This is a genomic window from Streptomyces virginiae (assembly GCF_041432505.1).
Lineage (GTDB): Bacteria > Actinomycetota > Actinomycetes > Streptomycetales > Streptomycetaceae > Streptomyces > Streptomyces virginiae_A.
On the sequence record NZ_CP107871.1, the window covers coordinates 5,602,077 to 5,615,685 of the forward strand.

The window sequence follows — 13,609 nt, forward strand, 5'->3', positions numbered from 1 at the left end:
GGCCCATGAACGGTCTTCCCGCCCGTCGTCTGCTCCTCGTGCACGCGCACCCCGACGACGAGTCGATCAACAACGGCGTCACCATGGCCAAGTACGCGGCCGAGGGCGCCCACGTCGCGTTGGTGACCTGCACCCTGGGCGAGGAGGGTGAGGTCATCCCGCCCGCGCTCGCCCACCTGGCGGCCGACCGCGACGACACCCTCGGCGCCCATCGCGTCGGCGAGCTCGCCGCGGCCATGGCCGAACTGGGCGTCCACGACCACCGCTTCCTCGGCGGCCCCGGCCGCTTCCGGGACTCCGGGATGATGGGCGCCCCGCAGAACCAGCGCGCGGAGGCCTTCTGGTCCGCCGACGTGGACGAGGCCGCCGCGTACCTCGTGGAGGTGATCCGCGAGCTGCGCCCGCAGGTGCTCGTCACCTACGACCCGGACGGCGGATACGGCCACCCCGACCACATCCAGGCCCACCGGGTCGCCATGCGCGCCGCCGAACTGGCCGCGGAGACCGCGTACCGGCGCGACCTCGGCGCGCCCCACACGGTCGGGAAGATCTACTGGAACCGCGTCCCGCGCTCGGTGGTCGAGGAGGGCTTCGCCCGGCTCCGCGCCGCCGGGGGCGGGGTGCCCTTCCCCGCGGTGGCCTCGCCCGGGGATGTGCCGGGGGTCGTCGCCGACGAACGGATCACCACCGAGATCGAGGCCAAGGACACCTTCGTGGCGGCGAAGGCGGCCGCCATGCGGGCCCACGCCACCCAGATCGCCGTGGACGGGCCCGTCTTCGCCCTCTCCAACGACCTGGCGCAGCCGCTGTTCACCCGCGAGTACTACGAACTCGTCGAGGGCCGGCCCGGAGCCCCGGCGGGCGAACGCGAACACGACCTCTTCGCGGGGGTGGAGGCGTGAGCCGCACGGCGACGGCCGGACGGATCGCCGGCTGCCTCGGCATGCTGGTCGCGGGCGCGCTGACCGGCGCGGCCGGCTGGCTGGTGATCGACCTCTGGTTCCCCGGCGGTCTGCTGCTCGCCCTGCTGGCCGTCCTCGGACTGTTCCTCGGCGGCCGCATCGCCCTCGGGACCGGCTACGGGGTCGGCGGCGCCGCGGCCGGCTGGTTCCTCTCCTACGTGATGCTCAGCCTCCCGCGCCCCGAGGGGGACTTCCTCCTCGGTTCGTCCGGAATCGGCGTGTACGTCTACCTTTTGGGTGGAACCGTTCTCGCTGTGATGTGTGCCACGATGCGCGGTTCGCTGGATCGGCCGGTTTCGGCCGCCCGGTCTGCCAAGTGACGTGGTGTCGGACCTCGTAGGGAGGTCCGTCGGAGAACGCGCGCGGGTGCTCTCCGGGCGCTTCAGAGGGGTTTGACCGGCCCTTTCAGGAACCCCTGATTCCCGCCAGTCAGTTGCGTGCGGGCGGCGGCCAGTATGGTGGACGGGCCGCCGAGCTGCCCGCGCACGGAATGACGGGCGGCGGAGCCAACCGGGAGAACCTGCCTTGAGTCGTGAAACCGACAGTTCGTCCTCCGGGCCCAAGGGGCACGGTGGAGCCGCCTACCCCTCGGGGACACCGCCGTACGGAACCGGCCAGTACCCGTCCACGGACGCTGCGGCGACCGCTCCGGAGGAGAACTCTGTGACCTCGAAGCCGTCCACGCCCGACTCCGACGGGCCCAAGACCGAGACCACCCTGACGACCCGGATCCGGATCAACATCCCGGGTTCGCGGCCGATCCCACCGGTGGTCGTGCGCAAGGCGATGGGCACCACCTCCGGTTCGGCCGGTGCCGGCGAGCAGACCGCTCCGGAGCCCACGCCCGAGCAGGCCCAGCCGCCGCTCGCGCAGCGGCGCGGACCGCAGCCGACCCGCATCGAGGCCGCGCCGGAGCCGGACCACACCCAGGCGCCCGGGCCCGCCCCGGCGGCCGGACCCGAGGAGCCGACCAGCAACTGGTTCGCCCCCCGCAAGCCGGCCCCGCAGGCCCCGGCATCCGCACCCGCCCCGGCGCAGATGCCGCCGGCCGGCGCCGCCCCGCGGCCCCCGCAGCGGCCGTTGCCCACCCGGACGCCGTCCCCGACGCCGACCCCGAATCCCACGCCGCCGGCCATGCCGGGCGCGGGCTTCGCCCCGCCGCAGCGCACCCAGGGCCCGCCCGTACCCGGACCGGACGCCGCCTTCGCGCCGCCGCGCACCCCGCCGCCCCCCGTGGCGGACTACGGCCAGGGCTTCCCGCCCGGCCCCGGGGCCCCGATGCCCGGCGGCCCGGGCGTCGGGACGACCCAGGGCTTCCCCGCGTACGGGGACGACCAGGCCGACGCCGGCCCCGTCACCGAGGCGTTCCCGGCCTACGGCGGCGGCCCCGCCGGACCCACCGGCGGCCCCGGCTTCGGCACCGGCCCCGTCGGCGGCCCGGCCGGCGCGGCCGCCTTCGACGAGGCCCCGCAGTGGCCCGGCCCCGACCTGGACGGACCGCTGCCCACGCCGGTACCGGCCCCCGCCCCGGCCGCCCCCCGCCCCGCGGCCACCCAGTCGAAGGCCGCCGACAAGCCCGCCAAGAAGGGCCGCTCCAAGCTGGTCCTGCTCGGCGGCGGCGTCATCGCCCTCATCGGCGTGGCCTACGGCGCCGGGCTGCTCCTGAACCACTCCGACGTCCCCAAGGGCACCACCGTCCTCAGCGTCGACATCAGCGGCAGCCGCGACGAGGCCGTCTCCAAGCTCCAGACGGCCTTCGGCACCCGCGCCGCCGCCCCGATCCAGCTCACCGTCGGCGGCAAGCCGGTCGAGCTGAAGCCCGAGAAGGCCGGCCTCACCCTCGACGCCCAGACCACCGTCCGCAACGCGGCCGGCAGCGACTACAACCCGATCACGGTCATCGGCTCGCTCCTCGGCAACGAGCGCGTCGCCGACCCGGTGATGCCGATCGACGAGGAGAAGCTCCAGGTCGCGCTCCAGGAGCTCGCCGGCACCTCCGGCACCGCCACCGAGGGCACCATCAAGTTCGACACGGGCAAGGCCGTCGCCGTCCCCGGCACCCCCGGCACCACCCTCGACGTGGACGCCTCCGTGCAGCTGGTGGCCAAGACCTTCAAGGACCAGGTCGCCACCGGCAAGGCCGCCGTGGCCGAACTGCCGACCACCACCAAGGCGCCGGCCATCGGCCAGCCCGAACTGGACCGGGCCATGAAGGAGTTCGCGGAGCCCGCGATGTCCGCGAACGCCACCGTCAAGGTCGGCACCAAGTCCATCGCCTTCGGCGCCAAGTCCCTGCCCAAGATCCTGAGCATGCAGCCCGTCGACGGCCGCCTGGTCGAGAAGTTCGACCTGGAGGCGCTCAAGGCGACCTACGGGAACACCTTCGACGGGATCCTGATCACCCGCGGCAACGGCGAGAAGACCCCCGTCACCCCGCAGGACATCGCCGGCCCCCTCGGAAAGGCCCTGCGCGGCAAGACCACGGCCGAACGCACCGCCGTCGTCGACACCAACCCCAACTAGAGGGCCACGGCAGAAACGGTGCCCCCGCCCGCACCAGGGCGGGGGCACCGTCATGTCCGCCGTATGACATCCGTCATCCGGCACACACGACTACCGACACTGCCGCGCGAGACCCCGTACGGGCGAATCTCCAGGCATGACGACGACCACCGCGACACGCACCGCGCAGCCCACCACCGACAGCGTGGTCAGCTTCGAGAACGTGACCAAGAGCTACGGCCCGGTCCGGGCGGTCGACGGCCTCTCCCTCGCGCTCCACCCGGGCGAGACCGTCGCGCTCCTCGGCCCCAACGGCGCCGGCAAGTCCACCACCCTCGACCTCCTCCTCGGCCTGCGCCCCGCCGACTCCGGCGCCGTCCGGCTCTTCGGCACCACCCCGCGCGAGGCCGTCACCGCCGGCCGGGTCGGCGCGATGCTGCAGAGCGGCGGCCTGATGGAGGAGGTGACCGTACGGGAGATCGTCGCCCTCGGCTGCGCCCTGCACCCGCGGCCGCACCCCGTCGACCAGGTGCTCTCCCGGGCCGGCATCGAGAAGATCGCCGACCGCCGGGTCGACCGGCTCTCGGGCGGCCAGGAGCAGCGCGTGCGCTTCGCGCTCGCCACCGCCGGCCACAACGACCTGATCGTGCTCGACGAGCCGACCACCGGCATGGACGTCACCGCCCGCCAGGCCTTCTGGGCCACCATGCGCGAACAGGCCGACCAGGGCCGCACGGTCCTCTTCGCCACCCACTACCTGGAAGAGGCCGACGCGATCGCCGACCGGGTCCTGGTCCTCGGCAAGGGCCGGCTGCTCGCGGACGGCACCGCCGCCGAGATCAAGGCCAAGGCCGGAGCCCGGAAGATCTCCTTCGACCTCGCCGGCGCCGAAAGCACCGACATCGAGCGCCTGCGCGCGCTGCCCCACCTGACGGCCTTCGCCCATCACGGCGACACCGTACGCATCCAGTCCCGCGACGCGGACGCCACCCTCCACGCCGTGTACGCGCTCGGGCTGTACCCCCACCATCTGGAGGTCGCGGGCCTCGGCCTGGAACAGGCCTTCATCGCCCTCACCGAGGCCGAGGAGGCCAACCGATGAACGCCCTCGTCAAGCTGGAGATCGTCCGCGCCCTGCGGAACAAGAAGTACATCTTCTTCACGATCATGTACCCGGCCGCACTGTTCCTGATGCTCGGCGGAACCCTCGACGGCACCACCAAGGTCATGGGCACCGACCTGACCATGCCCGCCTTCTACATGGTCGCCATGGCCTCCTTCGGCGCCCTGACCGCCGTCCTGGTCGGCAACAGCGAACGCATCGCCAAGGAACGGGAGAAGGGCTGGGTCCGCCAACTGCGCCTGACCGCCCTCCCCGGCCGCGGCTACGTCCTCGCCAAGACCGCCGGCGCCGGAGTGCTCTCGCTCCCCGCCATCCTGGTCGTCTTCGCGGTGGCGGCCGCCGTGAAGGGCGTACGGTTCGACGCCTGGCAGTGGCTCGCCCTCACCGGTGCGATCTGGGCCGGCAGCCTGGTCTTCGCGGCCCTCGGCGTCGCCCTCGGCTACCTTGCCACCGGGGACAACGTCCGCCCCATCACGATGCTCGTCTACTTCGCGCTGTCGATCCTCGGCGGCCTGTGGATGCCCACCGCGAACTTCCCGCAGTGGCTCCAGAACATCTGCGAGTGGCTCCCCACCCACGCCTACGCGGGCCTGGGCCAGGCCATCGAGCTCGGCGGCGCACCCCGGGCCGGGGACGTCGCCCTCCTCGCGGGGTATTTCGTACTGTTCACCGGTGCGGCCGCCTGGCTGTACCGCAAGGACTCACTGAAGGCATGACACCCGTGGCGCTGACGAAGGAAGGCGAGGACCGGAGCTTCCCGGCGGTCGCCGAACCACCGGAGAACCGCCGCCAGAAGATGGTGAAGGCGCTCTGGATCAGCATCTGGCTGTTCTACCTGAGCGCCCCCGTCACCGACCTGGTCAGCGGGGGACACAGCCTCGGAGCCCGGCTGCTCGGCGGCCTGGGCCTGCTGGCCTTCGTCGCCTGGTACCTGATGCTGGTCTTCCGCACCGCCCGCCGGATGCCGGTACGCCGGGTGCTGTTCTCCCTGGCCGTGCTCACCGCCCAGGCCACCGTCCTGTCACTGGCGCTGGGCCGCGAATGGCTGGTGCTCTTCGTCTACGTGTCCATCTGCTCCGGGGCCGCGCTGCCCGCCGAGTACTCCCGCTGGACCGTCCTCGGCGCCACCGCCCTGCTCGCGGTCACGGCGAACGCCGTCCCCGGCGGCACCGCCTACCTGGCGGGCCTGCTGATCCCGGCCCTCATGGGCGGCTACGCGATGGTCGGCATCCGGGCGATGATCCGCACCACGATCGAGCTGCGCGAGGCCCGGGCCACGGTGGCCCAGCTCGCGGCCAACGAGGAACGGCTGCGGATGGCACGGGACCTGCACGACCTGCTGGGGCACTCCCTGTCGCTGATCACGCTCAAGAGCGAGCTGGCGGGCCGGATGCTGCCCGGGCAGCCGGAGGCGGCCGCCCAGCAGGTCGCCGACATCGAGCAGGTCAGCCGACAGGCGCTCGTCGACGTACGGGAAGCGGTGAGCGGCTACCGGCGCCCCACGCTCCCCGGCGAACTGGCCGGCGCACGTACCGCGCTGGCGGCGGCCGGCGTCCTGGCGGACCTCCCGCGACCACCGGCCGACGATCTCCCGGAGGCCTCGGAATCCGCCCTGGCCTGGTCGCTGCGCGAAGCGGTGACGAACGTGGTGCGGCACAGCGGGGCGAAGCACTGCCGGGTCACGCTGGAGACGCACCAGACCCTGGACGGGCCGGTGCTGGAACTCACCGTCACGGACGACGGCGCGAGCGACGGCCCGAGCACCCCCGGCAACGGCCTGACCGGCCTGACGGAACGTCTGGAGGCCCTCGGCGGAGGCCTGTCGGCGGGCCGCACCGGCCCGCGCGGCTTCACGCTCACCGCCCGCGTCCCGCTGGCCCCCGCATAGGATCGAGACCATGACCTCACGCCCCATCCGCATCCTGCTGGCGGAGGACCAGTCGATGGTCCGCGAGGCCCTCGCCGCGCTGCTCGGCCTGGAACCCGACATCGAGGTACGGGTCCAGGTGGCCCGCGGCGACGAGGTACTGGCGGCGGCCCGCGCACACGACGTGAACGTGGCCCTGCTGGACATCGAGATGCCCGGCATGACGGGCATCGAGGCGGCGGCCGCCCTGCACGCCGAGCTCCCCGCCCTGCGGATCGTCATCCTGACCACCTTCGGCCGCCCCGGCTACCTCCGCGGCGCGATGGAGGCGGGCGCCTCCGCCTTCCTGGTCAAGGACGCCCCGGCCGCGCAGCTGGCGGCGGCCGTACGCAAGGTCCTCCAAGGGGAGCGCGTCATCGACCCGACGCTGGCCGCGGCCGCCCTCGCGGAGGGCGCGAACCCGCTGACGGACCGGGAACGGGAGGTCCTGCGGGAGGCGGAGAACGGCGCGACCAACGCGGAACTCGCGGCGCGGCTGCACCTGTCCCAGGGCACGGTCCGCAACTACCTCTCGACGGCGATCCAGAAACTGGCGGCCCGCAACCGAGCCGAAGCGGCCAGCACAGCCCGAGCCAAGGGCTGGCTCTAGCCCCCTCCCCCTTCGCCTGCCATTTCAGCCCCGCCGGCGTTTGAGCAGGGGGCACCTCCCAGCGGTAGCTGGGGGAGGGTCCGGGCGGAGCCCGGTGCCCGGCGGAGCCGGGTTCCCTGGGGCTCCGCCCCAGACCCCGCGCCTCAAACGCCGGCGAGGCTGAATGTGCCGGCGCAGCCGGATTGGCTCGGCGGGGCCGGAACAGGCCCGCAGGGGCGGGGGCGGTCAGTTCAGGAGGGCTCGGGCCGAGAGGGCTTCCGCTCGGATGCGGGCCGCCGCGTCGGCGTCCACCGCGGACACCACCCCGGCGTACGCGTCCAACTCCGCCGCCCCCTCCTGGAAGGAGCCCCGCTCCACCAGCAGCCGCGCCCGCTCGTACCGCAGCGCCGCCGGATGCGACGGCAGCAGCAGCGACAGCTCCACCGCCCACAGGGCCACCCCCGACTGTTCCGGGCGGGCCGAGGCCCAGGCCCGGATGTTGGCCAGGATCCGCTGCACGATGTCCAGCGTCCGGGCCGGCTCGCGCGGGCCCGACGCCAGCTCCGCCGGTCCGGTGCCCAAGGACGCGCCGCCCGCGAACGGGTCCACCACCACGCCGTCCTCCGGGTCCCCGAAGCCCACCACGAAGTGCCCCGGCAGCCCCAGCCCGTACACCGGCGCCCCGGCCCGGCGGGCGACCTCCAGCCACACCACCGACAGCAGGATCGGCAGCCCGCGCCGCCGCCGCAGTACCTCGTGCAGCAGCGAGGACGACAGCCGGTCGTAGTCCGCCGGGGTGCCGTGGAACCCGAGGCGCCCACCCAGCAGTTCCGTCACCGCGTTCGCCCACGCCCGCCCGCCGCGCAGCCCGTACGGCAGCATCCCGGCCAGCCGGTCCAGCTCGATCTGGGCCGCGTCCATGGCACGTTCGTCCAGCGCCGGATCCCCCTCGGTGGCCAGCAGCAGGCACAGCAGCGCCAGGTCGGGCCGCTCCGCCCGGGCCTCGGCCGCGAACTGCTCCCGCCAGGCCGCCGTACTCACGAGGCCGCCCGGTAGTGGTGGTACGTGTGGTGGCGGGCGAAGCCCAGCCCGTCGTACAGCGTCAGCGCCCCCGGATTGTCCGTCTCGACCTGCAGCCACGCCGCCGACGCGCCCTCCTCCAGCGCCCGCCGGGCCAGCGCGGCCATCACCGCCGTCGCCAGGCCTTCCCGCCGGTGCGCGGGATCCACCGTCACCGCCGCGAAGCCGGCCCACCGCCCGTCCACCACGCAGCGCCCGATCGCCCGGCCCCCGGGCAGCGCCGCGAACCACACCGACGGCCCTTCCACGAGCATCCGCCGGGCCAGGTCCGGGTCGCTCACCTTCCCGTAGCGCCCGAGCCACTCCTCGTCCGGGACCCGGGTCAGACGTACGGCCTCGGCCGCGGGCGCGTCCACGTCGCCCACCGGGGCCAGCGCCCCGATCCGTACCTCCGCCGACACCTCGTTCACCCAGCCGCGCCGTTCCAGCTCCGCGCCGAGCATCTCCTGGGTGCCGGCGGCCCCCGTCGCGACCTGTACGTAGGCCGGCAGCGACCGCCGCGCGTACCAGGAGGTCACTCGCGCGAGTGCATCGTCCAGCGGTATACCGGGGTCGCCGAGCGGCAGCACGGAATTGGCCCGCCGCGTGAATCCGGCGGCCGCCCGCAGCGTCCAGTCACCCAGTGGCTCGCTCTCCAGCGGCTGCCAGGCCCGCGCGGCGACCCGCGAGAGCTCCTCGAAGGAGGCCGCGGGACCCCGCCGCCGGGCCGGCGCCGCAGGCACGATCTTGCCCGCGACCAGCGAGGATTCCGAGATACGGACGGATTGCCCGTCCTTCTTTGTGATCAGCAGCACACCCTGGTCCCAGGATGTGAGAACCCCGACCGTGTCCGTGAACTCGGGTGATCCGCTCACCACGGCCTCCACCCGTCGTACAGAGACTCGTTTACCCACGTCAGCCGGGGTGATACGGACCTCCAGCAGTCCACCGGCAGTGATTTCCACAGCTCTGTCCGCCCCTCCTGTTCGGATCGTGCCCGGGAACGGAGATACTAGGTGCGGGCATCGACGACGCCGCGCTCCCGCGCGATATGGAAAGCCCTACCGAGGAGGAACGAGAGCGTGACCTACGTCATCGCGGAGCCTTGTGTCGACGTCAAGGACAAGGCATGCATCGAAGAGTGCCCCGTCGACTGCATCTACGAGGGCCAGCGGTCCTTGTACATCCACCCGGACGAGTGCGTCGACTGTGGTGCGTGTGAGCCGGTCTGCCCGGTCGAGGCCATCTTCTACGAGGACGACACCCCGGAGGAGTGGAAGGACTACTACAAGGCGAACGTCGAGTTCTTCGACGAGCTCGGTTCGCCCGGTGGTGCTTCCAAGCTGGGCCTGATCGAGCGCGACCACCCCTTCGTCGCGGCGCTGCCCGCCGGCATCAACGGCGAGCACTGACCTTTCCAGGCAGACGCGCCCCCCGGTCCCGTACGGCCTCGTCGCCGCACGGGACCGAGGCGTTTACGGACCCGCTACCAGCCAGTACTCAGAGAGAGCAGAGACCATCGTGGCCGCAGTATCCGACCGTCTTCCCGCCTTCCCCTGGGACAAGCTGGAGCCGTACAAGAAGACGGCGGCGGCCCACGCGGACGGCATCGTCGACCTGTCCGTCGGCACGCCCGTGGACCCGGTCCCGGAGCTGATCCGGCGCGCGCTGATCGAGGCCGCCGACTCCCCGGGCTACCCGACCGTGTGGGGCACCGTCGCCCTGCGCGACGCGATCACCGGCTGGGTGCGCGGCCGCCTCGGCGCGAGCACCGCCGAACACCGCAACGTCTTGCCGGTCGTCGGCTCCAAGGAGCTGGTGGCCTGGCTGCCGACCCAGCTGGGTCTGGGCGCCGGGGACAAGGTCGCCTACCCCCGTCTCGCCTACCCCACCTACGAGGTCGGCGCGCGCCTGTGCGGCGCCGAGGCCGTCGTGTACGACGACCCGACCGAGCTCGACCCGGCCGGCGTCAAGCTCCTGTGGCTCAACTCCCCGTCCAACCCCACCGGCAAGGTCCTCGCCAAGGAGGAACTCGTCCGGATCGTGGCCTGGGCGCGCGAGCACGGGATCCTGCTCTTCAGCGACGAGTGCTACCTGGAGCTGGGCTGGGAGGCCGAGCCCGTCTCCGTCCTCCACGACGACGTCTGCGGCGGCTCGTACGAGGGCATCGTCGCCGTCCACTCGCTCTCCAAGCGCTCCAACCTGGCGGGCTACCGGGCGGCCTTCGTCGCCGGTGACGCGGACGTGCTCGGCGAGCTGCTGGAGATCCGCAAGCACGGCGGCATGATGACCCCCGCCCCGGTGCAGGCGGCCACGGTCGCGGCCCTCGGCGACGACACCCACGTCGAGGAGCAGCGCGAGCGCTACGCGGCCCGCCGCGCGGCGCTGCGCACCGCCCTGGAGGGGCACGGCTTCCGGGTCGAGCACAGCGAGGCGAGCCTGTACCTGTGGGTGACCCGTGACGAGCCCTGCTGGGACACCGTCGCCCACCTCGCGGGCCTGGGCATCCTGGTCGCGCCGGGCGACTTCTACGGCGAGGCGGGCGCGCGGTTCGTGCGCGTCGCCTTCACCGCCACCGACGAGCGGGTCGAGGCGGCGGTCAAGCGCCTCGGCTGACGGGTGCGCCGAACATGACCGAGGGGGCCGGGAGTACGAACTCCCGGCCCCCTCGGTGGTTCCTACGGCGTCAGCCGCCCAGCGGCAGGCCACCGGGCAGCCCGCCCGGCAGGACGCCGGAGGTCGGCAGCGAGGACGTCGGCAGCGAGGACACCGGCAGTTCCTGCGTGGTGGGGAGCCCGCCCAGCAGGCCCTGCGCGGTACCGGCCACGTCGGCGGCGGGCGCCGGCAGGTCCTTGGTGGCGCTGCCGGCGGTGCCGACGACGTCCGTGGCCGCGTCCGCCGTCGTCGCGGCGTCGGGGGCGTTGAGCCCGCCCAGCTGCGGCACGGACTCCAGACCGGCGGCGCTGGCCGCACCGGCCGCACCGACCACGGGCGCTGCCCCGGCTGCGAGGAGCAGCGCGGCACGGGCGATCCGACGGGTCAGGGGGAGAGACATGTTGCTCCTAAGCGGTAGCGGCTGAGTACGCCATGACTAACCGCTTCCGGGGCGGGTGGAGTTGCGGTGCCGGTGGGTAAAGGATCGGTAACGCATCGTTTAATCGGCTTCCGCGACAAGCGCATCGGACGGTCGCCGACCAGGGCTTCCGTGCGATTGCGGGATCCGTGGCCCGCTACACGGATCCCCCCGCAGGAGTGATCACTCGTACGTCAGCCCGGGCGCCCCCGGCGCGTGCCCCGGCCCGCGGCGATCAGCGGGCCATGAAGATCCGTACCTCGCCCGGCCCCGCGTAGTGCGCGGCGTCCTTGCCCCCCGCGCCGCCCTTGTCCTGCCACCGGCCCCGGTTCGTGCCCGCGACCCAGCCGTGCCGGCCGTAGGACACCCGGGAGATGCCCATCGCCTTCGAGTTGGCCACCGCCCAGTGGGCCATCGCCCGGCTGCGGCGCGTCGCCTCCTCGCCGCCGTTCTTCTTCTCCACCAACGTCACCTCGGGCTCCGGGGCGACCTGCCCGCCGCCGGTGTTCCGGCCGGCCTGACCACCCTGCGGCGACATGGTGTGCGTCCCGTCCTTGCCGAAGATCCGGATCAGATCCGCCTTGACCCGCTCCGGGTCGCCCGGCCCGGCGGGCGCGGGACCGCCGCAGTTGAGCGTGCCGCCGCCGGCGAACGCGGCCGTCAGCACGGTCGCGTCGGGCTCGTGCTTCGCGTACGCCTGCGGGAACCCGCTGCGCTGCACCTTCTGCGCGGCCACCGTCAGCGGCAGCCGCGAGTACCCCGGTACGTCGACGAGGTGGTCGTAGAAGATCCCGGCCGAGTACACCGGGTCCGTGATCTGCGCCGGCGTGCCCCAGCCCATCGACGGCCGCTGCTGGAAGAGCCCCAGGGAGTCACGGTCACCGTGGTCGAGATTGCGCAGCGCGGACTCCTGCATGGCGGTCGCGAGCGCGATGGTCACCGCCCGGTCCGGCAGGCCCTTGGCCACGCCGACGGCGGCTATCGTCGCCGCGTTCGCCGCCTGCTCCGGGGACATCTCGTACGTCGCGGACGTTTCGTCCTCCCCGATCGGATCCGCGCCGGCCACGCAGAACGGGGCACCGCCGCCACCGTTCGAATCGCGCTGCACGGCGAAGTACCCGATCACCGCGAGGAGAACGAGCAGGCCGACGCCCGCCCGGAGCAGCCGGCGGCGACGAGGACGGGGATCACGGGTCTGGGACACGCGGCCCACCGTACTTGAGCCATATGACGCGTCCACCGGCCGGACGGAGGAGGCTTCGGCGCAGCCCGGGGCATTAGGGTCAGCTCCATGTCCGAATCCGAGCTGGACCTCACCCTGGACGCCGCCGAGCTGACCGCCCGGCTCGTCGACATTCCGTCCGTGAGCGGCGACGAGAAGGTACTCGCCGACCTCGTGGAACACGCGTTGCGCGGCCTCGCGCACCTCACCGTGGACCGCTTCGGCAACAACGTCGTCGCCCGCACCCACCTGGGCCGCGCCGAGCGCGTCGTCCTCGCCGGCCACCTCGACACCGTGCCGATCGCCGACAACGTCCCCTCCCGTCTCGACGAGAACGACGTGCTGTGGGGCTGCGGCACCACCGACATGAAGTCCGGTGTCGCCGTGCAGCTGCGCATCGCCGCGACCGTGCCCGAGCCGAACCGGGACCTCACCTTCGTCTTCTACGACCAGGAGGAGGTCGCCGCCGACCTCAACGGCCTCGGCAAGGTGGCCGAGGCCCACCCCGACTGGCTGACGGGCGACTTCGCGGTCCTGCTGGAACCCTCGAACGCCGAGGTCGAGGGCGGCTGCCAGGGCACCCTGCGCGTCCTGCTCCGCACCACCGGCGAACGCGCCCACTCCGCGCGCAGCTGGATGGGCTCCAACGCCATCCACACGGCGGGCCCGATCCTCGCCCGGCTCGCGGCCTACGAGCCCCGCAAGCCGGTCATCGACGGCCTGGAGTACCACGAGGGCCTCAACGCGGTCCGCGTCGAGGGCGGCGTCGCCAACAACGTCATCCCCGACGCGTGCACGGTGACCGTCAACTTCCGCTACGCCCCGGACCGCACCGCGGCCGATGCGCTGGCCCACGTACGGGAGGTGTTCGCGGACTGCGACATCGCCGAGTTCGTGGTCGACGACTCCTCGCCCGGCGCCCTCCCCGGCCTCTCCCACCCGGCCGCCCAGGCCTTCATGGAGGCGGTCGGCGGCCGCGCCATGCCCAAGTTCGGCTGGACGGACGTCTCCCGCTTCAGTGCCCTCGGGGTCCCGGCGGTCAACTACGGCCCGGGCGACGCCCTGCTGGCGCACAAGGTCGACGAACGCGTCGAGACGAAGGCGATCCTGCACTGCGAGGAACGACTCCGCGCCTGGCTGACCTCCTGAATTCCGCTTCTCGTCACCTTTGTG

At 73.1% G+C, this 13,609-nt stretch carries 14 protein-coding genes; 10 read left to right on the forward strand and 4 right to left on the reverse strand.

The annotated features are described in order from the left end of the window. Positions 1–5: 5 nt before the first annotated feature. The 7 genes from mshB (at position 6) to OG624_RS26275 (ending at position 7,103) form a co-directional block, all read left to right on the forward strand. Entirely contained in the window at positions 6–902 is an 897-nt protein-coding gene (gene mshB / locus OG624_RS26245; RefSeq protein WP_033218510.1) for an N-acetyl-1-D-myo-inositol-2-amino-2-deoxy-alpha-D-glucopyranoside deacetylase, read from the forward strand. Then, positions 899–1,282, forward strand: a complete 384-nt coding sequence (locus OG624_RS26250) for a DUF6113 family protein (protein WP_033218512.1) — start codon at positions 899–901, stop codon at positions 1,280–1,282. The genes mshB and OG624_RS26250 overlap by 4 nt, the downstream gene beginning before the upstream one ends. A gap of 343 nt (positions 1,283–1,625) precedes the next feature. Next, entirely contained in the window at positions 1,626–3,485 is a 1,860-nt protein-coding gene (locus OG624_RS26255; RefSeq protein ID WP_323184629.1) for a peptidoglycan binding domain-containing protein, read from the forward strand. A gap of 136 nt (positions 3,486–3,621) precedes the next feature. Beyond that, positions 3,622–4,566 (forward strand): ABC transporter ATP-binding protein, encoded by a 945-nt coding sequence (locus OG624_RS26260; RefSeq protein WP_033218514.1) that lies wholly within the window; start codon positions 3,622–3,624, stop codon positions 4,564–4,566. Next, positions 4,563–5,303 (forward strand): ABC transporter permease, encoded by a 741-nt coding sequence (locus OG624_RS26265; RefSeq protein WP_033218515.1) that lies wholly within the window; start codon positions 4,563–4,565, stop codon positions 5,301–5,303. The genes OG624_RS26260 and OG624_RS26265 overlap by 4 nt, the downstream gene beginning before the upstream one ends. Further along, positions 5,300–6,475 (forward strand): sensor histidine kinase, encoded by a 1,176-nt coding sequence (locus tag OG624_RS26270; protein WP_371639912.1) that lies wholly within the window; start codon positions 5,300–5,302, stop codon positions 6,473–6,475. Before OG624_RS26265 ends, OG624_RS26270 begins: the two co-directional genes overlap by 4 nt. A gap of 10 nt (positions 6,476–6,485) precedes the next feature. Next, entirely contained in the window at positions 6,486–7,103 is a 618-nt protein-coding gene (locus OG624_RS26275) for a response regulator transcription factor (RefSeq protein WP_033218517.1), read from the forward strand. Positions 7,104–7,328: 225 nt separating this feature from the next. On the opposite strand, the gene OG624_RS26280 is transcribed toward OG624_RS26275, so the two are convergent. Together OG624_RS26280 and OG624_RS26285 are read right to left on the reverse strand one after the other, a co-directional pair. Continuing rightward, positions 7,329–8,123 (reverse strand): transglutaminase-like domain-containing protein, encoded by a 795-nt coding sequence (locus OG624_RS26280; RefSeq protein ID WP_161288236.1) that lies wholly within the window; start codon positions 8,121–8,123, stop codon positions 7,329–7,331. Beyond that, entirely contained in the window at positions 8,120–9,106 is a 987-nt protein-coding gene (locus OG624_RS26285; RefSeq protein WP_266353206.1) for a GNAT family N-acetyltransferase, read from the reverse strand. Before OG624_RS26285 ends, OG624_RS26280 begins: the two co-directional genes overlap by 4 nt. A 117-nt stretch (positions 9,107–9,223) precedes the next feature. On the opposite strand from OG624_RS26285, the gene fdxA reads away from it, so the two are divergent. Beyond that, the gene (gene fdxA, locus OG624_RS26290; RefSeq protein WP_030011906.1) at positions 9,224–9,553 is read left to right on the forward strand and encodes a ferredoxin; all 330 of its coding nucleotides are present in this window, start codon (positions 9,224–9,226) and stop codon (positions 9,551–9,553) included. 109 nt (positions 9,554–9,662) lie between these two features. Then, positions 9,663–10,757 carry a succinyldiaminopimelate transaminase gene (dapC, locus tag OG624_RS26295; protein WP_033218520.1) on the forward strand — a complete coding sequence of 365 codons (1,095 nt, stop codon included), beginning with the start codon at positions 9,663–9,665 and terminating at the stop codon, positions 10,755–10,757. Positions 10,758–10,827: 70 nt separating this feature from the next. On the opposite strand, the gene OG624_RS26300 is transcribed toward dapC, so the two are convergent. Beyond that, complete coding sequence (locus OG624_RS26300) at positions 10,828–11,196, reverse strand: hypothetical protein (RefSeq protein ID WP_033218521.1); 369 nt, start codon at positions 11,194–11,196, stop codon at positions 10,828–10,830. Between the two features lie 253 nt (positions 11,197–11,449). After that, a complete protein-coding gene (locus tag OG624_RS26305; protein ID WP_033219030.1) occupies positions 11,450–12,418 on the reverse strand; it encodes a hypothetical protein in 969 nt (322 codons plus the stop codon). 87 nt (positions 12,419–12,505) lie between these two features. Between OG624_RS26305 and dapE the strand changes: the two genes are divergently transcribed. Then, entirely contained in the window at positions 12,506–13,585 is a 1,080-nt protein-coding gene (gene dapE, locus OG624_RS26310; protein ID WP_033218522.1) for a succinyl-diaminopimelate desuccinylase, read from the forward strand. Positions 13,586–13,609: the final 24 nt, after the last annotated feature.